This window comes from Pseudomonas rosaeacicularis (genome assembly GCF_057128745.1).
Map to the genome: position 1 here is coordinate 1 of NZ_JBSKHT010000003.1, position 23365 is coordinate 23365.

The 23365-nt window shown below is 56.3% G+C and carries 20 protein-coding genes; 10 read left to right on the top strand and 10 right to left on the bottom strand.

Annotated elements, in window-relative coordinates; genetic code table 11:
• Positions 1-366: 366 nt before the first annotated feature.
• Genes fhuF through ACWKWM_RS04610 form a run of 3 tightly spaced genes read right to left on the bottom strand, consistent with a single transcriptional unit; the run spans position 367 to position 3446 of the window.
• Positions 367-1065, bottom strand: coding sequence for a siderophore-iron reductase FhuF (fhuF, locus tag ACWKWM_RS04600; RefSeq protein ID WP_483844998.1), 699 nt, complete (start codon positions 1063-1065; stop codon positions 367-369).
• The gene (locus tag ACWKWM_RS04605) at positions 1062-2705 is read right to left on the bottom strand and encodes an ATP-binding protein (RefSeq protein ID WP_483844999.1); all 1644 of its coding nucleotides are present in this window, start codon (positions 2703-2705) and stop codon (positions 1062-1064) included. Before ACWKWM_RS04605 ends, fhuF begins: the two co-directional genes overlap by 4 nt.
• Positions 2706-2708: 3 nt before the next feature.
• Complete coding sequence (locus ACWKWM_RS04610) at positions 2709-3446, bottom strand: response regulator (protein ID WP_483845000.1); 738 nt, start codon at positions 3444-3446, stop codon at positions 2709-2711.
• Positions 3447-4269: 823 nt separating this feature from the next.
• Between ACWKWM_RS04610 and ACWKWM_RS04615 the strand changes: the two genes are divergently transcribed.
• From ACWKWM_RS04615 to ACWKWM_RS04635, 5 genes are all read left to right on the top strand, one after another.
• Positions 4270-7179 carry a ribonucleoside-diphosphate reductase subunit alpha gene (locus tag ACWKWM_RS04615; protein WP_483845001.1) on the top strand — a complete coding sequence of 970 codons (2910 nt, stop codon included), beginning with the start codon at positions 4270-4272 and terminating at the stop codon, positions 7177-7179.
• Between the two features lie 141 nt (positions 7180-7320).
• Entirely contained in the window at positions 7321-7491 is a 171-nt protein-coding gene (locus ACWKWM_RS04620; protein WP_483845002.1) for a YhfG family protein, read from the top strand.
• Positions 7491-8090, top strand: coding sequence for a putative adenosine monophosphate-protein transferase Fic (locus ACWKWM_RS04625; RefSeq protein WP_483845003.1), 600 nt, complete (start codon positions 7491-7493; stop codon positions 8088-8090). Before ACWKWM_RS04620 ends, ACWKWM_RS04625 begins: the two co-directional genes overlap by 1 nt.
• 654 nt (positions 8091-8744) lie before the next feature.
• On the top strand, positions 8745-9992 hold the full coding sequence (locus tag ACWKWM_RS04630; RefSeq protein WP_483834478.1) for a ribonucleotide-diphosphate reductase subunit beta: 1248 nt from the start codon (positions 8745-8747) through the stop codon (positions 9990-9992).
• An 81-nt stretch (positions 9993-10073) separates the two neighbouring features.
• On the top strand, positions 10074-11066 hold the full coding sequence (locus ACWKWM_RS04635; protein ID WP_483845004.1) for an HNH endonuclease: 993 nt from the start codon (positions 10074-10076) through the stop codon (positions 11064-11066).
• Between the two features lie 106 nt (positions 11067-11172).
• On the opposite strand, the gene ACWKWM_RS04640 is transcribed toward ACWKWM_RS04635, so the two are convergent.
• From ACWKWM_RS04640 to dcm, 3 genes are read right to left on the bottom strand one after another with little or no spacing between them, the layout of a single operon-like run.
• Positions 11173-12420 carry a type II restriction endonuclease gene (locus tag ACWKWM_RS04640; RefSeq protein WP_483845005.1) on the bottom strand — a complete coding sequence of 416 codons (1248 nt, stop codon included), beginning with the start codon at positions 12418-12420 and terminating at the stop codon, positions 11173-11175.
• Positions 12381-12884, bottom strand: a complete 504-nt coding sequence (locus tag ACWKWM_RS04645; RefSeq protein ID WP_483845006.1) for a very short patch repair endonuclease — start codon at positions 12882-12884, stop codon at positions 12381-12383. Before ACWKWM_RS04645 ends, ACWKWM_RS04640 begins: the two co-directional genes overlap by 40 nt.
• Positions 12885-12941: 57 nt before the next feature.
• Positions 12942-14369: a DNA (cytosine-5-)-methyltransferase gene (dcm, locus tag ACWKWM_RS04650; RefSeq protein ID WP_483845007.1), complete on the bottom strand. Its 1428-nt coding sequence runs from the start codon at positions 14367-14369 to the stop codon at positions 12942-12944.
• 495 nt (positions 14370-14864) lie between these two features.
• Between dcm and ACWKWM_RS04655 the strand changes: the two genes are divergently transcribed.
• Complete coding sequence (locus ACWKWM_RS04655) at positions 14865-15428, top strand: BRO-N domain-containing protein (protein WP_483845008.1); 564 nt, start codon at positions 14865-14867, stop codon at positions 15426-15428.
• 44 nt (positions 15429-15472) lie between these two features.
• Here ACWKWM_RS04655 and ACWKWM_RS04660 read toward each other — a convergent pair whose 3' ends face one another.
• From ACWKWM_RS04660 to ACWKWM_RS04670, 3 genes are read right to left on the bottom strand one after another with little or no spacing between them, the layout of a single operon-like run.
• Positions 15473-15709, bottom strand: a complete 237-nt coding sequence (locus ACWKWM_RS04660) for a hypothetical protein (RefSeq protein WP_483845009.1) — start codon at positions 15707-15709, stop codon at positions 15473-15475.
• A 3-nt stretch (positions 15710-15712) separates the two neighbouring features.
• On the bottom strand, positions 15713-15949 hold the full coding sequence (locus tag ACWKWM_RS04665; RefSeq protein WP_483845010.1) for a hypothetical protein: 237 nt from the start codon (positions 15947-15949) through the stop codon (positions 15713-15715).
• Positions 15946-16434 (bottom strand): hypothetical protein, encoded by a 489-nt coding sequence (locus ACWKWM_RS04670; protein ID WP_483845011.1) that lies wholly within the window; start codon positions 16432-16434, stop codon positions 15946-15948. Before ACWKWM_RS04670 ends, ACWKWM_RS04665 begins: the two co-directional genes overlap by 4 nt.
• A 334-nt stretch (positions 16435-16768) precedes the next feature.
• Here ACWKWM_RS04670 and ACWKWM_RS04675 point away from each other — a divergent pair, with 334 nt between their 5' ends.
• Together ACWKWM_RS04675 and ACWKWM_RS04680 are read left to right on the top strand one after the other, a co-directional pair.
• Positions 16769-17302, top strand: a complete 534-nt coding sequence (locus ACWKWM_RS04675; protein WP_483845012.1) for an REP-associated tyrosine transposase — start codon at positions 16769-16771, stop codon at positions 17300-17302.
• 142 nt (positions 17303-17444) lie between these two features.
• Positions 17445-18374, top strand: a complete 930-nt coding sequence (locus ACWKWM_RS04680) for a restriction endonuclease (RefSeq protein ID WP_483845013.1) — start codon at positions 17445-17447, stop codon at positions 18372-18374.
• 145 nt (positions 18375-18519) lie between these two features.
• Here the strand turns inward: ACWKWM_RS04680 and ACWKWM_RS04685 are convergent, their stop codons facing one another.
• A complete protein-coding gene (locus ACWKWM_RS04685) occupies positions 18520-21084 on the bottom strand; it encodes a bifunctional diguanylate cyclase/phosphodiesterase (protein ID WP_483845014.1) in 2565 nt (854 codons plus the stop codon).
• Between the two features lie 280 nt (positions 21085-21364).
• Here ACWKWM_RS04685 and ACWKWM_RS04690 point away from each other — a divergent pair, with 280 nt between their 5' ends.
• Entirely contained in the window at positions 21365-21964 is a 600-nt protein-coding gene (locus ACWKWM_RS04690; protein ID WP_483845015.1) for a DcrB/PsbP domain-containing protein, read from the top strand.
• A gap of 327 nt (positions 21965-22291) precedes the next feature.
• Positions 22292-23365: a diguanylate cyclase gene (locus ACWKWM_RS04695; protein ID WP_483845016.1), complete on the top strand. Its 1074-nt coding sequence runs from the start codon at positions 22292-22294 to the stop codon at positions 23363-23365.

Sequence of the window (23365 nt, forward strand, 5' to 3'; positions counted from 1 at the left end):
CCGAAGGCGTAGGAGCCTTGCTTGCAGGCGATGGGCTGCGAAGCGGCCCCAAACCGGCCACCTCGGTTTGTCTGACACACCGCACGCTCAAGTTCTACTGCCGGTGCCCGGCAGATCGCGAGCAAGCTGCGCTCCTACGCCCTCCGGGCAGAATCAAAAGCCACGTTGCGTGCCGCATCCCAGGCAGAATCAAAAGCCACGTTGCGCGCCGCATCCCAGGCAGAATCAAAAGCCACGTTGCGCGCCGCATCCCAGGCAGAGTCAAAACGACATGTCGCCCCCCGCAGTCCCGCTTCTGCCGAAGGCGTAGGAGCCTTGCTTGCAGGCGATGGGCTGCGAAGCGGCCCCGGCGAAAACGATGCGTCTTTATTCAATCAACGGGCAATGCTCACACCGCCCCACCCACGCCACCCGGTGACTCAAACAACAACTGCGCCGCTGGCGCCGCAAACCGTTCGGACCTTCTATATAGGTAATTGCCTTGAACAGAGGATTACGTCGTCCATCGGGTCGTATCCGCTCATGCAACAGCACAAGGCCCGCATCCAAGGGCACATCGCTTACCTGCGCCAATTGGGTCAGGCAGGTTTCCAGATAATCCCCTGCATTGCCCCACAACACGCTTGGCGCGACACCGCCATAGGTGCTCAACATCGCAATCACCTGTTGCAAGTGATCGAGCAAAAAATCGAATCGCTCAAATGGATCGCCCCACTCGCCCACGCGACAACCGCCAGCATCCAAAAACCTTACGCCGTCCAGTACTCCGCGCTCATCCAGCGCAAACACAACCTGATCCAGCTCCAGCGAGCCACGCCAACCCTGCACCAGACCCGCTACAACTAGCGGCGGAATAATCTGCATGAAGTAATACTTGGACCACTGCGACACCAGCACCGGCAACTGGCTCGGCATCAGTTCCGAGCCATAGACGCGCAGCAGCAACCGGTCCAGCGTTTCGGGCAGCAACAGTTCCGGCACGGCAATTACCGGCCTCGGATCATCGTCCGCCAGCAGCGATTCACTAAAACGTGCCAAATCACCCACCAACAACTCAGGCCTCACGCGTTACCCTGCCGACGCGGCCAAGCCAGGCTAAAACATGCACCGCCCAGCGTTTCACTGCGACCGATCAGCGCCCGCCCGTCGTGCCAATAAATGATGCGCCGCACAATCGACAGCCCCAATCCATGCCCGCCCGACGCCCGGGTTCGGCTGTCATCCAGGCGCATGAACGGCGTGAAAATCCGCTCCCAGGCGCTCTCAGGTACGCCGGGGCCATCGTCCTCGACATCGATCCGACAGCGCTCGGCCCCCAGGTGATAACTGATGCGAACCTGCGATTGCGCGTGACGCATGGCGTTACTGACCAGATTCTGCAGCGCCCGATGCAGATAGCGCGGCTCGGCGTCCACCCACGCCTCTTCGCTGCCGGGATCAATCTCGAACGCCATGACCTGAACCGACTCCCCGCGCGACACCCGAACATTGGCCCGCAGCGGCGCCAGCTCGCCGATCACTTGGTCGATCAACGCTTCCAGATCGACTCGCTGGAAATTCAGATTCGGCGCGCCTTGCTCAAGCCGGGCGTAGGTCAGCATCTCGTCCACCAGCTTGTCGAGATCCTGAATATCGTTGTCCATACCGATCCGGTATTTCTCCCGCGCCTCGGGCGTGGCGGCGTCGCCGATCATCTCCAGCCCGAAGCGCAAGCGCGCCACCGGCGTGCGCAGTTCGTGGGACACCGCCCGCACCAGTTCGCGCTGAATCATGAGCGAACGCTGCAAATGCTCGGCCATGCCGTTGAACGCTGTCGCCAGCCGCCCAACCGAATCGCTGCCCGCAGGCGGAACGCGGGTGTCGAGACTGCCTTGGGCGATCTGCGTGGCGGCCGCTTCCAGCACGCGCAAACGGTGTTCGAGCCGGCGCACCAACAGATAAACCACCAGGCCGATGAAGCACAGGCCCAGCAAGGCGATCAATATCAACAGCTCCGGCGGATAGGGATTCATCTGGTACAGCGGGCCGATCTCCAGCACCCAGGGCGTCTCGCCCACACCCGACAGCACGCGGATCGAATCTCCGCCCTTGCCCAACGCCAACACCGTGTCGCCTTCGTCGATGCGTCGCCGCTGATCATCATCGACATCCAGCTGATCGAGCTTGAGCAGGTGCATGTCAAAACCAAAACCTTTGCTCAGGCGCAGGGTTTCCAGGCGCGCCGGCTGCTCATCCACAGGCGTGCGCACCAGTTCGTCCATCAGCAAATAAATCGTCGCGCGGGCCAGTTGCTCGCTGATCTGCTGCACTTCGCCGGTCAGCAACAGCGCGCCGGATGCGCCGGGCAGCGCGTCTTCGACCTGACGAAACACACGAGCGGCGTGGGGCCCCGTTTGCTCGACCACCACTTGCCCGCGGCTCAGGCGATTGCGACTGCCTCCGTCCAGATGCGCTTGATCGGCGGTTTCCAGCTTCAGTGGAATCCCCAGCAAACGCTCCCACACCGACAGCGCGCGACCGCGATCGATGGCGTTCATGGGCTTGAGGTTGTCGGCCATCAGGGTGAAGGTGCCGTGGGCCAGTTGCTCGCGGTATTGCTCGGCGCGCACCTTGTTCACCAGATGCAGCGTGAGCACGCCAAGGAGGGCCACTAATACCAGCACGCCCAACATGCCGCCGTAGATCCGCAGGAAGATGGAATTCATGGGTCAGCCGTTAAGCATGAAATTGTTCATGTCCCGCGCGGCTTCGGGCACGAATAGATAGCCCTTGCTGCGAATGGTCTTGATCAGGCGCGGGTGGATGGGATCGTCGCCAATGCGCGGGCGGATGCGTGAAATGCGCACGTCGATGGAGCGGTCCTGGCCGTCGTAACCTACGCCGCGCAGGGCCGTGAAGATTTCTTCGCGGGACAGGATGCGTCCGGCGTTGGCCACCAACAGCCACAAAAGGTCGAATTCGGCGCTGGTCAGGTCGATGCTGTGTTCGTTGAGCCAGGCCTCGCGCAGGGCGTTGTCCACCACCAGCGGGCCAAACACAAGACGCCGTTGCTCTTGGGTCGATGCTTCGGGCACCTCGCTGCGCCTTAATAGCGCGTGAATGCGCGCCAGCAGTACGCGGGGGTGGACCGGTTTGCAGACGAAATCGTCGGCGCCCATGTCCAGGCCCTGAATTTGATCGGTGTCGTCGGTGCGCGCGGTGAGCATCAGGATCGGGCCGTCGTAGCGGCTGCGCACGTTGCGGCAGATGCTCAGGCCGTCTTCGCCGGGCAGCATCAGGTCGAGGATTACCAGGTCCGGCTGCTCGTCGATGATCCGCGCGGAAGCTTTGGCTCCGTCGCCCTCCAGACCGACCCGCAGGCCATGACTCTCAAGGTAATCGCGAGTCAGCTCGGCCAATCGCTGGTCATCCTCGACGATCAGCACCTGCCAGGGTTCTTGCTGCACGGGGCGTGTCTCCGGGTGTTGTTCTTATTAATAGAAGGAGCCGTTTCGGTAGGAGCGAATTTATTCGCGAGCCGGTGGGCCTGACACCACGCTAAACCGTCTCGCCAACAAGTTGGCTCCTACAGGGCGGCGCCAGTTTCGAAGGGTGTGCGGCCAGCGATTGTAGCAACGCACCGAGCATGTCACACGACATCCAAATCGCACCAAAATCGACCTTGCTCGCGCGCCATTTTGTGATAGCGTTCGCGCCCTCAAAAAACCGTGCCGCCGGATAAAAAACATCGAAAAAGGGTGACCAACGGTGCAATGCAGGCCTGCTGCGGCCTACACGGGTTTTCCCGCTTTCACACACAAATTACACACACGTTTATCCACAGGCGACACGTTGCAATTAGTGTCCAAAACGCATTATCTTGTAGCGCTTAGCGGGGACAGACCCTACATGTAGGGTTTTGCTCCAAAAGCCAACCACAAGTCAGCTTGAGTTTTCAAGCATTTTTGTTGGGCAAAACAGGCGCAAACCGCGACAGTTTCTACCGCCACACCGCGCACGCGAATGGCAGATACGCACACCTTGTAATCTGCGCGTCACGGAGCGTCACCGGCACCACCTTTGCAACCTATAAACAGCATTCTGCAATCGATTTTTCAGGGCTACCGCCGCTTGTCGGTAGCCCTTTGGACTTCAAAGCCAGGGAAGCGGCCATTACCCCTTCCCCTTCCATTTTGAAGTCTTTGTGATCGGCATTTGTCGATCGACTGCTTCAAGACGGAACGCTGTGCTCGCAGTGGCCAAACAAACTTAAAGAACGTGGAGACACCCATGCAAACAGACACAACTCGCGAGAATCCGCAGGCCAAAGCGCCGCAGACAGGTGAGACCCAGCAGGACCTGTCCGCCACCGCGCCGGGTCAATTGCGTGTGATCAAGCGTAACGGCACCGTCGTCGGCTACACCGATGACAAGATCACCGTTGCCATCACCAAAGCGTTTCTTGCAGTTGAAGGCGGTACCGCCGCCGCGTCGTCGCGCATCCACGACACCGTTGCCCGTCTGACCGAACAAGTGACCGCGACCTTCAAGCGTCGCATGCCTTCGGGCGGCACGATCCACATCGAAGAAATCCAGGATCAGGTAGAACTGGCGCTGATGCGCGCCGGCGAGCAAAAAGTGGCTCGCGACTACGTGATCTATCGCAACGACCGCTCCAAAGAGCGTGCTCATCGTGTCGGTGAAGAGCCTGTTCAGGCCCACCCATCGATCCGCATCACTCGCGCCGACGGCAGCATGGCGCCGCTGGACATGGGTCGTCTGAACACCATCGTCACCGAAGCGTGCGAAGGTCTGGCCGAGGTCGATGCCGACCTGATCCAGAACGAAACCCTGAAAAACCTGTACGACGGCGTTGCTCTGAAAGACGTCAACACCGCGCTGGTGATGACCGCCCGTACCCTGGTTGAACGTGAGCCGAACTACTCGTTCGTGACCGCTCGCCTGCTGATGGACACCCTGCGTGCCGAAGGCCTGGGCTTTCTGGAAGTTGCCGAAAGCGCGACTCACCACGAAATGGTCGACCTGTACGCCAAAGCGCTGCCTTCCTACATCGCCAAAGGCATTCAGTACGAACTGCTGAACCCGATTCTGGCCACCTTCGACCTGGAAAAACTGGGCAAGGCGATCAACCACGAGCGCGACCAACAGTTCACGTACCTGGGCCTGCAAACCCTGTACGACCGTTACTTCATCCATAAGGACGGCATCCGCTTCGAACTGCCGCAGATCTTCTTCATGCGCGTGGCCATGGGCCTGGCGATCGAAGAGAAAGCCCGCGAAGATCGCGCCATCGAGTTCTACAACCTGTTGTCGTCCTTCGACTACATGGCCTCGACCCCGACACTGTTCAACGCCGGCACCCTGCGTCCACAGCTGTCGAGCTGCTACCTGACCACCGTTCCGGATGACCTGTCGGGCATTTACCACGCCATCCACGACAACGCCATGCTGTCCAAATTCGCAGGCGGTCTGGGCAACGACTGGACACCGGTTCGCGCGCTGGGCTCTTACATCAAGGGCACCAACGGCAAATCCCAGGGCGTCGTGCCTTTCCTGAAAGTGGTCAACGACACCGCAGTGGCAGTCAACCAGGGCGGCAAGCGCAAAGGCGCTGTCTGTGCGTACCTGGAAACCTGGCACATGGACATCGAAGAGTTCATCGAGCTGCGCAAGAACACCGGTGATGATCGTCGTCGTACCCACGACATGAACACCGCCAACTGGATCCCTGACCTGTTCATGAAGCGTGTCTTCGATGACGGCAAATGGACCTTGTTCTCGCCATCCGAAGTCCCGGACCTGCACGACCTGACCGGTAAAGCATTCGAAGAGCGTTACGAGTACTACGAAGCGCTGACCGAGTACCCAGGCAAGGTCAAACTGTTCAAGACCCTGCAGGCCAAAGACCTGTGGCGCAAGATGCTGTCGATGCTGTTCGAAACAGGCCACCCTTGGCTGACGTTCAAAGACCCATGCAACCTGCGCAGCCCGCAGCAGCACGTGGGCGTGGTTCACAGCTCGAACCTGTGCACCGAGATCACCCTGAACACCAACAAGGACGAAATCGCGGTCTGCAACCTGGGCTCGATCAACCTGCCGAACCACATCGTCGACGGCAAGCTGGACACCACCAAGCTCAAGCGCACCATCGACACCGCCGTGCGCATGCTCGATAACGTGATCGACATCAACTACTACTCGGTGCCGCAAGCGAAGAACTCCAACTTCCGCCACCGTCCAGTGGGCTTGGGCATCATGGGCTTCCAGGACGCTTTGTACCTGCAGCACATTGCTTACGGTTCAGACGCAGCAGTTGAGTTCGCCGACAAATCCATGGAAGCGGTCAGCTATTTTGCGATCCAGGCTTCGTGTGATCTGGCCGACGAGCGCGGCGCTTACGAGACGTTCCAGGGTTCGCTGTGGTCCAAAGGCATTCTGCCGCTGGATTCGCAACAGATCCTGATCGAGCAACGTGGCCAGAAGTACATCGATGTGGACCTGAACGAATCCCTGGATTGGGCACCGGTTCGCGCCCGTGTTCAGAAAGGCATTCGTAACTCCAACATCATGGCCATCGCACCGACCGCCACCATCGCCAACATCACGGGCGTGTCGCAGTCGATCGAACCGACTTATCAAAACCTGTACGTGAAATCGAACCTCTCCGGCGAGTTCACCGTGATCAACCCGTACCTGGTTCGCGACCTCAAAGCGCGCGGCCTGTGGGACTCGGTCATGATCAACGACCTGAAGTACTACGACGGTTCGGTGCAGCAGATCGAACGCATCCCGCAGGAATTGAAAGACCTGTACGCCACTGCGTTCGAAGTCGACACCAAGTGGATCGTCGATGCCGCGAGCCGCCGTCAGAAGTGGATCGACCAGGCTCAGTCGCTGAACCTGTACATCGCCGGCGCCTCGGGCAAGAAGCTGGACGTGACCTACCGCATGGCCTGGTACCGTGGTCTGAAAACCACTTACTACCTCCGTGCCCTGGCTGCGACCAGCACCGAGAAATCGACCATCAGCACCAGCAAGCTCAACGCAGTATCGAGCGGCGGCCACGGCCCGGACGAAACCTCACTGGCAGCACCAACGCCAGCCGAAGCTTCGCCAGGTCCAGCACCGGTGCCGAAGGCCTGCGCCATTGACGAGCCAGACTGCGAGGCTTGCCAGTAACACCCGCTAGCAAGCGCGTTCCCATGCAGGAGCGCGCTTACCCGCGATAGCTTTTACGGCAACACCGCCAACCGGGAGCCCTAATGCTCCCGGTTCGCGTTTCAGCTACACTCACTTTCTTTGAAGCCAGGAGAACGCCCAATGCCAGCTCCCTCGCTAGATGTAAAAAAAGCCTACTGCCAAAAAACCCGCCGCTCCAACTACGCAGCCAGCCTGCGCCTGGAAGGTTTCGAGAGCACCCCGCTCGACGCCGAACGCCGCCTCCCCTCCCGTGAAGAACTGCTGAACACCTACCGCAAAAAATCGGCCTGATGGTCGACAAATATGGCGTTGGCCAAGACCCCTACTGCCTTCCCGGCACCGGGACCCTGCGCAATCGCCTGGACCTGACCGACGACAAAACCCTGGCCCAAGCCGAGCGCGACCTGTCCGAAGTCGCCGCACAATCCCTCGATTTCGCTCTGCCGCCCTACGACCTTCCTTACCTGCAAAACATCCACCGCCAGCTGTTTTCCGATCTCTATGACTGGGCCGGCGAACTGCGCACCGTCGATATCTCCAAAGACGAAACCCACTTCTGCGTCACGCACCGCATCGAGCCCGAAGCCAACAAGCTGTTCAAAACACTGGCCGACGCCAACTGGTTTCTGGACTTGGACCGCACAGCCTTGATCCACGCCAGCGCAGAACTGTTTGGCGACCTCAACGTGGTGCATCCCTTCCGCGAAGGCAACGGCCGGGCGCAGCGGATTCTGTTTGAGCACATCATTGTGAACGCCGGGTATGAAATCAGTTGGTGGCCAGTGGACGCGCGGGAGTGGGTGCAGGCGAATATTGATGCGGTGGGGTGTGATTATTCGGGGTTGGTACGGGTGTTTGAGCGGTGTGTGGGGGATGCGATTGGTGGATAAATCTTAGGTATTTTCTAACGGTCCAATATCCAATCCGGTTGGCCGCCCGTCGATTTCGTCATATTTTTGCAAATTATTTTTGCTGCAGCTAGGCCCTAATATTTTTGCCCAGACGTCTACACACCTGTGAATCCGCAATCCCGCGAGCAGTTGAATGCCATGACCCAAATCGGGGCGCTCGGAATGACACTACTCAAGCCTTCCCAGCAGATTGCGAGTGACCAGCTCACACTATATAGTGCGTCTCGCGCCTTTTAGAAACACAACATACGCGATTAGCGGCACATTCCGACACATTTCGTCGATGCATGGAATGACGTAAAACGCAAAGGAAAATGAAGGCTTATCAGCATTCAATTTCCGTCACGGACGAACCCGCGCCGGGCAAAATCTGTATAATCCCGCGCTCATCCAGGGTACTCAAAATGACCATTTGCACGCGCAAAGCTGGCACTCTGAAATTTTCCCCTGTTGACTCGCATACCGATCGATCCGAAGCAACGTGTGCTGGCTTTGTAGATCAATCAACCTAAGACCTTCAAGAATACCTAACCAAATTTCGTTGCCAGCTCCGCTCAACGCAACGCTGGCGACCTACATCTTAAAATCCGATCAGACCGCCAAAAACGGTCCTCAAGCAGGAGCCTCATCACCATGCTGAGCTGGGACGAATTCGACAAAGAAGACGCCGCCGAACCCGCCAAAGGCGCTAATGCAGGCCATGCCTCGGAAGCCGCAATGGACAAACTCGACAGCGCCGGTGGCCAGGCCGCACAAGAAGCGCGCGCCGTCACCGCCAGTGACTCCGCCGCGATCAAACGCGCCAAGGCAGCACTGGATAAACTCGACGTTGCAGAAGGCCTGGCTGAACTCGAAGGCGCCAGCGCACGCGTAGCCGTCGACGAAAAAATGATGATCAACTGCCGCGCCGACCTCAACCAGCTCGTGCCTTTCAAGTACGACTGGGCCTGGCAGAAATACCTCGACGGCTGCGCAAACCACTGGATGCCGCAAGAAGTCAACATGACCGCCGACATCGCCGTATGGCGTGATCCGCTGGGCCTGACCGACGACGAACGACGCATCGTCATGCGCAACCTGGGCTTCTTCTCCACCGCCGACTCCCTGGTTGCCAACAACCTCGTACTGGCCGTATACCGCCTGATCACCAACCCCGAGTGCCGCCAGTACATCCTGCGCCAAGCCTTCGAGGAAGCGATCCACACCCACGCCTACCAGTACTGCATCGAATCGCTGGGCATGGACGAAGGCGAGATCTTCAACATGTACCACGAGATCCCATCGGTCGCCAAAAAGGCAGCCTGGGGCCTCAAATACACCCGTTCGATCTCCGATCCGAAGTTCGAAACCGGCACCGTCGAAACCGACAAAGAACTGCTGCGCAACCTGATCGCTTACTACTGCGTCCTGGAAGGCATCTTCTTCTATTGCGGCTTCACCCAGATCCTCTCCATGGGTCGCCGCAACAAAATGACCGGCGTCGCAGAACAGTTCCAATACATCCTGCGCGACGAATCCATGCACCTGAACTTCGGCATCGACGTGATCAACCAGATCAAAATCGAAAACCCACACCTGTGGGACGCTGAAATGAAGGAAGAAGCAACCCAGATGATCCTCCAAGGGACCCAACTGGAAATCGAATACGCCCGCGACACCATGCCCCGCGGCGTGTTGGGCATGAACGCCGCGATGATGGAGGACTACCTCAAATTCATCGCGAACCGTCGTTTGAGCCAGATTGGTTTGAAGGAAGAGTACCCAGGTACGACTAACCCGTTCCCATGGATGAGCGAGATCATGGACTTGAAGAAAGAGAAGAATTTCTTTGAGACGCGGGTTATTGAGTATCAGACTGGTGGGGCGCTTAGCTGGGATTGAATTTGAATCGTGGCGGTAGTCATACCGCCACGGTCAATATCCGTGTGTCGCAACTGCCCCTCTTCAACGCCAAGGATAAATATGTTTGAAGCTACCGAGGATTGGGATTATGGCTTCTTTAAGCGAATTTCAGAAAATGATACCGGTCACAATAATCACCAATCTGGACCGCTAATCAACAAAGAAATCCAAGAATTTCTCCCCACAATATTCGATAAGCCCACAGTCCTGAGACCAGCCGTCTCTATCCCCTTAACCGCAGAACTGTGGAATGGGAAAATAAACTTGGGCAAAGTACCTATTAGATATCAGATACAATCTTGGCCAAACAAGCCCTCTAAAAGAAATGGTGAATTCAAACAAGAAAAAAGGCTAACTAAGAATCTGCGTAAACTATTTGCTGAGTCTTCAGCTAAAGATTTCATGATTATTCAACGGAGTCAAAAATCTGCGACCGATTACCGCCTAACATTGATAAATAAAAGCGATCCCAAATTTAAAGAACTTTTAGATATAACAGAAAATAGGTCTGCAGGTCCTATCTACGAGGCATTCCCACCGGAATCGTTCAGAGACTTAGCTGACGAAGCTAAACAACTACAGATGCAAAAGGAAGCCGAAGCTTTCGAGCCTATAGAGAGCAATGCTATAAAATCCACTAATGTTATCTTTCAATACTGCCGGGATAAGAGTTTTCGTAAGAGAATACTTGAACTTTACAATCACGAATGCGCAGCATGCCAAAAAGGGGCGCACTGCCCAACAGGATTAGTAGAAGTTGACGCGGCGCACATCATACCTAGAAGGTACGCTGGAGCCAATGACGCACGGAATGGAATAGCACTTTGCAAACTACACCACTGGGCTTTCGATAGAGGACTTTTTTGGATTGATGAAAAGGGCTTTATGCACGTACCCAAAGAAGTGGGAGCAATCGAGAAAAACTTCGACATTACTAAACTTGACACAAATCCCATTTCTATCCCTACCGATCCAAAATTCAAACCAGACCCTAGAGCTTTACAATGGCACCGAGAAAAAATTCGGTATACGGGCAAACGCAAACCCAAATAGATTTTAGGGCGAAAGTATTAAGCCACCGAAAAATATCATAAGGCTCAGAAGTATCAAGAACTACACAGCAACGACTCAGTCCTACTTAACCATAATCAATATCATACTATTGAGATAGTTTAACCATAGCGATGAACTCAGACAAACTTAATAGCCACTTGGTTTGATGGGATGTATATGTTGAATGTATAGCAATAGGCAAAACCAGCTGCAAATTATGAGCCTGCATCTCAGAAGTTTGCCGCTCACTAATAGCTGCCTCCAAAGTAATTAGATGCTTAATTCTAACCCTGCCAGCCTCGCTCAGCACCTGCCGCCATCTATCTTTACAGGTAGTCTTGGCACCCAACATATATAATTTTTCGGACTGAAAAGCCGGGTCTCGATAAGATGAAAAACCGGGGAAAATGAAATCTGGCTTAGAATTATTTTCTGTAGTAAATCCTTTTCCTCCACCCTGCTCATAATATATACCTTGGCAGTTGAATATCTCACGCAAATGCCCTTCAAAAGCGTGGCCGACTCGGGATTTACGTCTATTCTGCACGCTTAGCGAAAAACTAATGAAAGCATCCACATCCTCACCATTAGCGCCGAAACCTTTACAAAGTCGCTGCTGCACCAAGTGGCGTTCATAAATTCGAAAAAGTTTTTCCTCATGCTCCATCCAGCCAACAATTGTTTCGTCCGGCCGTGTGAGTGGATCCATATCATTTTCAACTGAGAGCCGAGAAAATGTTGAGAATTCAGATGTCGTAGGAAATCCCGAACCACCAAATTTCTTTATTAGTCTGTCTAGCCAGATATCATCCCCAGTTTCCACTCGATTAATTTCAATACCTAGATCTTCGAGCATCAACCGCAGAGGAAGAAGCAGCCTCATAGAATCTAATATGCCAGCTGTAAATCTTTGATCAATGTGATCCAAACCGAACAGAACTCTTAGCTGATTCTCTACTGTGCTTCCTGCTGGTGTAAAAATTATCAATAGTGAGTCGTCACGCATTTTTGCGACGAGAAGAAAATCCCCCTGCCTCAGCAACTCAGTCACTGCATTGTCGAAGTAATACAAGCGAAACTCCGGTCCACGGTGCGCCTGCTTCCGCCTACAGTCGTACCAAGTGACGTAGCCGTCGACAACCTCCGGGGCGATAGCATCGTCTGTGATATAGATCTGCTTCGCTTTAAATCGATACTCTTGGTCCTTTCCAGGGGTGCCAAGAAACTGTTTAAAGCCAGCGGCAGGTAATCCGCCTATCTCATGCTGGTGAGAGCGCCCGGGGTCTGCATCAACTGCGCTCAAATATTTTGCAGCTACGCCTTCGAAATAGTCGCTAATGCGGTCTGTGAACATCCTGGTTCCAATGAGGTTTCGTCGATCTGGAAATATTCGGATCCATTTATCAGCCAGTCCGCTATCAGGTCAACCAGCTTTGGGGATTTTTCTTTTTTCATCGAACGCACTGCGCACTCCCACACGACGAGAACTCTCCAGCCCAATGCCTTGAGAGTAGCTTCCTGAAGTTCGTCGCGAATCTGATTTTTCCCGATTTTTTCTAACCAGAACTCAGGTCGAGTCTTGGGCACCTTGAAGTACCTGCATGCATGTCCATGCCAAAAGCAGCCATGAATGAATACAGCGGCCCTGTACTTAGGTAAGAGCAAATCAGGTTTGCCAGGGAGATCCTTGGCGTGGATACGAAAGCGAAAGCCCCGCGCATGCAGGGCTTTACGGATGAGGAGCTCCGGAGATGTGTTTTTGCCCTGAATACCGGACATCATTCTGGAGCGGGTTGCGGCATCGACGACGTCGACCAAGGAGACCTCCGTACCAAGGCGCGAATGCGCCTTGGGCTATACAGAAGTTGCTTCGACTCAGGCAGGCAGCGCAAATTCCAACTGAGGCTGGGCCTCAGCGGTTTTAGATTTAGCAGCCAAAATCCGGTCTTTCATCAATCGAGCCACGGCCTCGAAAACTGGGACCGCTACAGAGTTGCCAAACTGCCTGTACGCCTGAGTGTCGGAGACAGGTATCACAAATTTGCTTTCTCCTGGTCGGTCGAAGCCCATCAGACGCGAGCACTCATGCGGAGTAAGCCTACGAGGACGGTTGAGTTGATTCAGCTCACTGTGGAAATCGAGGTGTTCGACGAATCCGCGATCCACCAGAATTTCGGAACCATCCTTGTGGTATCTCGCAGAAAGGGTCCGTGCGACGTCATTTGGCCCGGTCAAGCCGAAGCCGAAGCCATTACCCTTTTGACGGTGTTTTTCAGCATATCGATAGAGATAGTCCCAGAGCTTCGGAGTGAGGATGTATTTGGGATCTACATCTTTATCCAGTACGTCACCGAAGCTAGGACGCTGCTTGGGAATCAGCTTGTCTATGTCACGCAACGTAAAACCGCCGTGGACGTTCAAATCCCGCCGAAAGCCTACCAATACGATTCGTTCACGATGCTGAGGGACGAAATGCTTTGCATCGATCACTTTAGGATCTGAACCCTTGGGAGCATTCACGTCCGCCACTTCATAGCCGAGCTCATCAAGAGCTTCGCAAATGATTCGGAACGTATTGCCCTTGTCGTGGCTCTTCAGGTTTTTGACGTTTTCGAGAAGAAAAGCAGCCGGGCGCTTGGCCGCGATGATCCTGGCGACGTCGAAAAACAGAGTTCCTTGGGTTTCGCATTCAAAGCCATGTTTGCGGCCCAGAGAGTTTTTCTTGGATACACCGGCCAAGGAAAATGGCTGGCAAGGAAATCCGGCAAGCAGCACATCGTGATCCGGGATTTCGCGATCAATGTTCCGATACGCTTCCTCGTCACTCACTTCGAGCTTGTCTGACAGGGTGACCGTCCGAATGTCTTGGTTGAATCGATGCCGGGCCGGATCGCAATAGTGGTTCGCTTTATAGGTTCTTACAGCGAATTCGTTCCACTCGGAGGTGAATACGCACTCTCCACCGATTGCTTCAAATCCTTTGCGTATACCGCCGATGCCAGCAAACAAATCGATAAAAGTAAAAGAAGACTTCGTGGTTGGCCGCTTTGGAAGCAACGACTTCAGATGCTCGTATTCCTGATGTGTCAGACGAGGCGAAGCTTTCCCTTTCACCCAGCGGTTAACGGTCTCACGACAATGAGACGACCCTATCTCATTCAATTTCGCCGCGAGCTGCCCTTGGTCATAGATCTCCAACAGCTGGCGAAGGAGCGCCATATCTTCTGCAGGATGGGGATCAGGGGAATAGGTAGATTGGTCCAGTGAAGATGAATCGGGCGTTGTGGCTTCAAAAAGGTTCATGGACCTAGCTTTCCTCTGGGTCAAATCTGTGACGAGCGATCACCATTCTATCCCTACGTTGCAAATTGTAAATTCTTCATTTCCTCTCTGAGAGAAAACCAGTGTCACAGCAAGGGATAAGGACTGCCCGATAAATACTGTACAAAAAAACAGTATAGGGAGAATTCTGATCCTGTCCATCAGCACAAAATCAGCTGCTGAATTTCAGAATCGCCCTACAGCTTTGCATCTTGCTCACTTTCTCAGAGCGCCCTACCCTTTCACCGCGCCTAAGAAACGCACAACAGAAACCCTAATGCAGCGGCCTGCCCGCTCCCGAAAGAATGTGGCTTACGTGCCTGCGGCCTTCGGCTGCGCGTCGTAAGATCTTTGCTATGTCGGGAGTGGACCAATACAAGACCCGAAAGGGGAATAAGTCCGGCCTTTTCTGCATTGGAGGTTTCTTAACTCCCGACGCCTTAGCCCTACAAAGCTAAAAATGCAGAGATAACAAGAATGCTCAACCTCGACGCACCAAGCCATCCCAGGCAACCCTCACCCGCCCCGCTCCAACCCACCAGCTTCCTACGCCACAACCGCCAGCTCCGCGCCCTCCTCCTCGAATCCCAAGTCTGGTTCTGCGCCCGCGATATCAGCCGCATGATCGGTTGGCCGCTGGATGAGCGCACTACGCGCAAGCTCGATGCTGACCAGCGTCGTGTGGTGACGCTGACGACGCATTACGGGCTGGTGAGTGAGTTGCTGCTGAGTGAGTCGGGGTTGTACACGATGCTGGTGCATCACCATCACGCGGAGAATCGCGGTCTGCGGCAGTGGGTCACGAATGAGGTGGTGCCGGCGTTGCGCGATGAGCAGTTGCCGCCGACGCACAGCAGTCCGTGTTTGAGTTTTCTGCAATGGCCGGGGTTGTCGGTGAGTATGTTGCATTGGCAGAGCGAGCCGTGGATCAGGCTGCGGGATATGCCGAGGCTGTTGCCGCATGCTGAGTTGCAAGTGGATTCGGGGTCGGGGCAGGTTCGGGGGGCTTGGTGGCGGGCAGCGCGTCGGTTTTTTGGGTGAGGTGAGTGAGGGGCCAGAGGCGCGGGTTTCTGGCCTTTTTGCTTTCAGTATTCATCGCGGTATTTGTCGCAGTTGAAGAACAATTCCAGGCCGATGCACCAGATGACCGTGAAGGCGTAGAGGTAGGGTTCTTTGATGACGGTGTCGAGTGTGAAGGTTGCTGCTACGCCCACGACTATCAGAGCCAGGCCGGACCCTTTTCTTTTCTGGCGGTATTTGATCTTGTGGTTTAGCAGGTAGTAGGCGGTGCAGGAAAGGCATACGGCGAGGATGAAGAGCATGGGTTATTCCTCGTCCTTGGTGAGCTGGTCGCGGTCGGAGAACAACGAATAGCCCGTAGTGGTAGTCATCAGGACGATGATGAAAAGCTCACTTTTCATTCCTGAAACTGTGGAGATCGCAACGCAACCAAAGACCATCATCGCCAAACCTAGCCATTTCCTCCGAGCGCGAGACTTGAGCTTGTAGAAGAGCAAGCAGCTAATCGTCATGCCAACGCCCATGATCATGGGTATGGTCATCTGGAGCCACCCTGGTTTTTGATCAGCATTGCCGTAGAGGTGTGTTGAGGGCCGATGCCGCCGTTTACCCAAGCCTGAACCGACACCACAACGTCTCCAGCGTGTCGCGAATCCAACCCAAAAAAAGCAGAAGCCCCTCCGAAGAAACCGGATGTCGCTTTGGCCCACTTGTTCGACGATGGAACTGCAGCGGCCGCAACTGCTGTTATTGCGACCGTTATGGCATCGTTCTGATCATTGAACAACTCCGCTGGCTTGCGCGTCAGTGGATTCGATATCGCCACCATCATTTCGCACGGTCGCCCTTGCGCCAGCATTCGGTCGTAAATGTCGGTGACGAAATTGCTCACTTTCCAGGACTCCCCCTTTGACGCGCAGAAGTGCAGTGTCCGAAGGTTCGGGCGGTCGGAAGGCATGACGGTAAAGGTCGTGACCCTGAAAAACACACCGAAGTGCCCCATGTGTTGGCTGGTTTCTTGTTTCACAGGCAAAGCTCCTAACTGAAATCAGCGCGAAGGGTTACTTGGGTGCGAGGCTAATGAAATAGGGTTTGTGCGAAAGGGATGTGGATTACTGTCGGATAGGATGCGTCCTACGAATTTGTCACCTTCGCGGGACGCGGAACGTCCGGGGATGCATTCCCACGCGGAGCGTGAGGAACGATCAGTGCGCGGTCATTCTGAGGCGTTTGCGGCGGGGACGCAGAACGTCTGGGGCGGTGTTCACATGTAGTGACACCCTGATCGTTCCAACGCTCTGCGTGGGAATGTAGCCTTCGACGCTCCGCGTCCACGCTGACGATGATTCAAGGATGAATCCATGGCCCGAAGTCGCTACACGATTACTGATCCTGCGCTGCCGCATTTTATGACGTGCACGGTGGTCGAGTGGTTGCCGCTGTTCACTCGTCCTGCTCTTGTGGAGATTGTGCTCAACGCCTGGCGTTTCCAGCAGGCCCATCAGGGGCTTCGATTGTACGGTTACGTAGTGCTGGAGAATCATCTGCACTTTCTGGCTCAGGCGCCGGATTTGGTGAAGTGTGTGGCTGGTTTCAAGTCTTTTACTGCCCGATCCATCATTGACTATCTGGAAAGCGTTAACGCCGAGAACACGCTCAAGCGGCTACGGTTTGCGAAGCGCGCGCATAAGGTTGATCGGGTGTATCAGGTCTGGCAGGAGGGGACTCACGCTGAGGTTGTTTTCAGTGAGGCGGTGATGCGGCAGAAGCTTGATTACATTCATCACAATCCGGTGAAGCGAGGGTATGTGGATGTTGGGGCGCATTGGCGATATTCGAGTGCGCGGGATTATGAAGGGGTTTGTGGGCTGGTCCCGGTTCAGCGGTGGTATTGAGGGGGACGCGGAGCGTCCGGGGATGCATTCCCACGCGGAGCGTGAGGAACGATCGGCAAAAAAAGTTTACTTCCGTGTGCTGCTTACCTGACCATGGCGGCGGCAGTGGATGCCTCCGATTCCTTTCAGCAAAGCAATGGACATGGCCAAAAAAACTTCTGGCTTTGACGATCTTCTTTTCCTCGCCTCCAAACTCCCGTGGTGGGTCAGCCTGGCCATTGCGTTGGGCTCGGGGATTTATCTGCATTCGGTGGCGAGTGCGCCGTTGCCCATTTATTCCGGGGTGCAGCAGCTTCAGTCGATGATGCTCGGGACGTTGTTCAAGACGTTCGCCTCGTTCGGCCAATTCATCCTCCCCACGATCTTCGGCCTCGGAGCCCTGCTCTCGATTCTGGCCCGGCGCAAACGGCGCAATCTTCTTACTTCAATCACGACCCCAGGCGGCAATACGCTGGCAAGCATTTCGTGGCGGGAGTTTGAGTTGCTGGTGGGTGAGGCGCTGAGACGGCAAGGTTTTGCGGTGCAGGAGACTGGCGGAAACGGGCCGGACGGCGGCGTTGATCTGGTCGCGCGCAAAGATGGCGAGAAGTATCTGGTGCAGTGCAAGCAGTGGCGTTCGATGCAGGTCGGCGTGCCGGTGGTGCGTGAGCTGTATGGGGCGATGGCGGCTGAGGGGGCGGTCGGCGGTTTCGTGATTACCAGTGGGCAATTTTCCAAACCGGCGCGGGATTTTGCGTCAGGCCGCAACGTGCAACTGATCGATGGCGCGGCGTTGAATCAGTGGATCGCGCTGACTCGTAAACCGGTGCCAAACCCGTCAAGCCCTGTGGTTGAGGCGCGAGTCGAGCCGGTTTTCCAGCCTGTGCCCGAGCCGGTAAAAGCCCCGTCTCCACCGCCGATTCCGAAACCTGTCGCTGCGCCAGAAGCGCCCGCCTGCCCGCACTGTCGCAAGCCGATGGTGATACGCGTAGCCCGCACGGGTGCGAACGCGGGCGGTAACTTCTGGGGCTGCTCTAACTATCCCAAGTGTCGGGGCATCCGGGCCATTTTTGCCCCGATGCAGGTGAAATAAAGGACGCACCAGCCCCCAGTAGCATCGCAGCCTTCGGCAGCTCCTACAGGGTTTGCGCCGGCATATTCAACGCATGTTTGCGCGTATGCCGTATCCAGTGTTGAGCAAGCTTTCTTCCAAAGTTCCTGACTGGCACCCGCCGTTGTTACTGCATCACCTCTGCCCTTTGCGCCCCGATCAAGGCGTTGAAGGCGTCGCTGTGCAGCGGGCGGCTCAACAAATAGCCCTGCCCTTCGTCACAGTGCACCGCGTTCAACAATTCAAGCTGTTCGTTGGTTTCGATGCCTTCGGCCGTGACGGTCAGCGACAGCGCACGCCCCAACCCGACGATGGCTTGAATGATCGACTGGTCGTCCTCGCTCTCGCTCAGCCGGTTGACGAAGCTGCGGTCGATTTTCAATCCATCGAACGGGAACGAGCGCAGATAGCTCAGCGAGGAATAACCCGTGCCGAAGTCGTCCATGGACAGGCGCACGCCCAGGCGTTTGAGCGAGCGCATGATGTCGAGGGCGACGACGGCGTCTTCGAGCATCACGCTTTCGGTGATTTCCAGTTCAAGGCGCTCGGGAGCGAAACGGTGCTCGGTCAGTGTCCGCTCAACGCGCTCCACCAGATTGCCGCGCTGGAACTCGGTCGAGGACAGGTTGACCGACACAAACAGCTGCTTGGGCCAGTGCGCGGCACTTTCGCAGGCGGCGTTGAGGACCCAGTTGCTCAGGGGCAGGATCAGGCCGGTCTCTTCAGCGATCGGGATGAAGGTGTCCGGCGATATCAGGCCGCGTACCGGGTGCTGCCAACGGACCAACGCTTCGGCGCCGACCATCTTGCCGTCGGCAATCCGGAAGCGGGGCTGAAAATGCAGGCGCAGCTCGCCGTGCTTGATAGCAAATCGCAGGTCGCTTTCCAGGCGGCGGCGCTCGATGATCCTGGCGTTCATATCGCCGGCATAGAAGCGCCAGGTGTTACGTCCTCCGGCTTTGGCTTCGTATAGCGCCATGTCCGCGTAGCGCAGCAGTTCAGCCGCTTCGCTGGCATCGTTGGGCGCCATCGCAATGCCGATGCTGGCGCTGACAAATACTTGTTGGTCATCGATCTGCATGGGCAGCTCGATCGAATCGATCAACCGGCGGCAGAGCGCTTCGACCTCCTCCTGGGAGCTGACGTCGGTGAGAATCAGCACGAACTCGTCGCCGCCGATGCGCGCAACCAGATCGCCGCTGCGAATGCACTCACCCAAGCGCCGCGACACCTCATTGAGCACTCGATCACCGGCCGCGTGACCGAGCAGATCGTTGACCGGCTTGAAGCGATCAAGGTCCACGCTGAGCATGACCAGCGGCTGATCGGCGGTAGGCGCAGCCTTGAGTTTGCCGTCGAGAAATTCCTGCAACCTAGTCCTGTTCGGCAAGCCGGTCAGGGCATCGTGCTGAGACAGGTACTCGATACGCCGACGCGCTGCGACCTCCTCAGTAATGTCGGTCGCGGTGCCGCGAAATCCTAACCCGTCTATCTCGCGGGCTGACAATCGGGTTATTCGCGCCTGGCCGCTGTTGTCGACGTACCGGCATTGCACACTGATGTTGCTGCGCCGATTGGGGATGCTCAACCACTGGGACAAGCTGCCAAGCTCGGTGCACAGCAAGTCGTCCATCCGCGCGCCCAGCCACTGATCCTTGCTCAGTCCGGTGACATTTTGAAAGCGCTCGGACAGATACGTGAAGCGGCCTTCGCGGTCGATTTCCCAGATCCAGTCGGAGCTGGCTTCGACAACATCACGAAACCGCGCTTCGCTGGTCGCCAACGCGGCCTGACTCGACTTCAGCGAGGCGAAGCTTGCATCGAGCGCCTGAGCAGCTGCGGTTGTCCGACGCAGAATGGCCCAGGTCATCAGCCACACCAGCAGCCCGGCGACACCAATCAACGGCAGTATCAGCCCTAGCAATTGAGCGCCTGGCCGTTCCGCCTGCCAGTGCAGTTCACCTGCTGCGCCGTTCTCGCCAAGCGGATAGGAAGAGGAATGATGGCCATCACTGACGGCGGAAACATGCAGCCCTTCGATGCCATAATCGGCGCCGATCGCCTCCAGACGGGCACTGTCCAGTGCATCGACGAAGATCAATACCGATGACGGCCCTTCATCCCGTACAACGGTCGGATCCATGCCTGGTGTTATCGCCGCTGCCGCCAGCAAGGCCGGTTGCCCGGCGAAGCTGACGAAGGAGGTTACCGGGGCTTGTCTGTCTGCCGCTTCCCGGGCCTTTTTGATCAGGCTGTCGAGGGGCTGCCCGAGCCACTCTTCAGCTGAAACGCTGGCCATTTCGCCCTTGATGACCGAGTACACCGTACGGCCCTCGGGATCGATGACAAAAACCCCTTGGAAACCAAAATCGGCGTAAAGCGTCGGGCCAAGGTTCTGCTGCTCGAAAGCCCAGTCAGTGTCCACCCGGGTGTGCAGATGCTGATAGGCATCGCCCCAGAAGGCGTAGTCCTTGAGGGTTGAGCCGACGGTTTTTTCCAGTGAATGCACAGCCTTCCTGGTGTAGAAGTCGGCCTCTAGCCCCTCGGTGCGATTGAGATCATGCGCCAAGTACAACAGCAAACCGATGGCGAGAACGAATACCGATGCCAACAGACCCGCAAACTTAAAGAGTGAGGCCCGAGCCAGCGACACACTGGAGCGGTTGATGATGGATGGGGCGTTTTCGGACATGACATTCCAGGCGGCAAAGGGTCAGCGAAAAGCTGGTATTCCTTTTATCGGCAGAGCCGCTGAAAGTTGAACGGCAGGACAGAATCCTTCTGTCGATCCGACCAATTCTGGCCAAAACCGCGATTGTGAGAAGGATGACTGCGTGACGGGAACGAGATCCTACATTTCTGGTAACTCTTTCCTACAGATGCTGAGGCTTTAAGGCAGAATGCGTGACTGTTTCGGGATCACTCCCCCTCAGTTTTATTACACTTCGTACCTGCAGCTCAAAGGAATCCTCATGCGGTTTTTCAACCTCAAAACCGTTCTGCTCCTCTCGACGCTCTCCCTTGGGCTGACCAACGCAAATCTATACGCGGCGACCAAGCATGCGCCCGCACACGCCCCCGCCAAAAAAGCCCCCGCGGGCCAGAAGGTCTCGATGCTGGGCGGCAAGTTCGTGTTCTATCTGCCCAAGGAATACGAGAAGAGCCCGATGCCGGAGATCGATGCCAAAGCCAAAGCGGCGGGCGTCACGGGGTCGTTGTACATGAACAAGCCGGCCAAGCGCGTGGTGATCGTCACCGAAACGCCGCTCGCCTCGGACACCAAAGTCGCGCCCAACGACAAGAAAACCCTGGACGGCATCATCGCCGACACTCTCGAGCAGCAGAAAACCAGCTACAAGAACTTCAAGAAGCTCGGCGAGAAAAGCATGGTGCGCAAAGGCCTGGGCATTCGGCAATTGGACATCGCTGGCGATGTGGAAGGTGGTCGGGTGATCAGCTCGACGGTAGCGGCTGCAAACGGGAAACGCACGGCGATGGTCAACGTCATTTCTCTGGAGAAAGACACCAAAGCCCATAGCGTTTTGATGAAAGGGATTACAGGCTCGAAGTGATAGTCGCTGCTTTTTAGGCAGCGCTTGCAGCCTTAAAAGCAGGAACTCACAACCCCTCCCTCGATAATTGCAGACCCCTGCATCCATTGCCGCCCCACCTGCGTACAACCTCACGAAGACCGCGCCCCAGAGAATCCATTTGAATGGCGCAAGCGCGAAAGAATCATCACAGTGATGAGCGCAACTTTTCGGCGCGACGGTCGGCATTTAATAACGCCAAATAGTGGCAAAGCGCTCTTCCCAGCGGATGACGGGCAGGCGACACTCTGAAGCGTTGGTCGTGGCTGATGGTTCGGCCCGATTGTGCGTAATTACCCGGTGAAGCGTATGAACACCCCCTCCGGTAAAGGCCTGTCATTCGCCAAGCGCATGTATCTGCCCCGCAGCGTCGGGCTAGGGGTCGGCTTTTTTTGTATTGCCGCCGCGCTGTACCCCACCAACCTGCCCGCCTGGGCGTGGGCGCTGATGATTTTCAATGGTTTCGGCTGGTCCCACGCGGCCTATCAACTGGCCCGATCGTCCAAACAGCCCTATCGCGCAGAGCGCCGCAATCTCATTTATGACTCCATCGCTGGCGGCTTCTGGGCTGGCGCGATGGGGCTCAACCCTCTGCCAACCGTCACGACGCTGTCGATGATGGCGATGAACAACATCGCAGCAGGCGGCCCCAAGCTGTTCTTGCTGGGGACGTTGGCACAGGTGGCGGGCGGGTTACTCGGTTACTGGATTTTCCTGCCGACGCTGTTCCCGGCGATCACGCAGATTCAGGTGTACGCCTGCTTACCGATGCTGGTCATTTACCCGATGGCCATCGGACTGGTGTGCTATCGGGTAGCGGTGCAGCTATCCCGCCACAAGAAGGCGCTGCAAAAGCTCAGCACCACCGACAGCCTCACCGGGCTGATGAACCACGGCGGATGGAAAGACCTGTTGCAGGTCGAGTTCGATCGCTCACATGCCTCGCACCGCATGACCAGTGTGGCGCTGATTGATATCGATCACTTCAAGACCATCAATGACACCTACGGCCACATCATTGGCGACAGCGTGCTCAAGCAATTGAGCAGCACGCTTATATCAAGCCTGCGGGAGACCGACATCGCAGGACGCTACGGCGGTGATGAGTTCTGCGTGATCCTGCCTGACGCCACCCTCGCCCAGGCCACGGAAATCCTCGAGCGCCTGCGCTGCACCGTCAACGAACACTACGACGCTCGTCTGCCCGGCATGAAACTCAGTTTGAGTATCGGCATCGCCGCATATGGCCCGCATTTGCCCGACGCCAGCATGTGGCTGCACGAAGCGGACATGGCGCTTTACGATGCCAAATCCACCGGGCGCAACCGCGTTACTTCGGCGGTGCCCGGATCAAAGCTGTTTGAATCGGCGAGTGCTCAATGA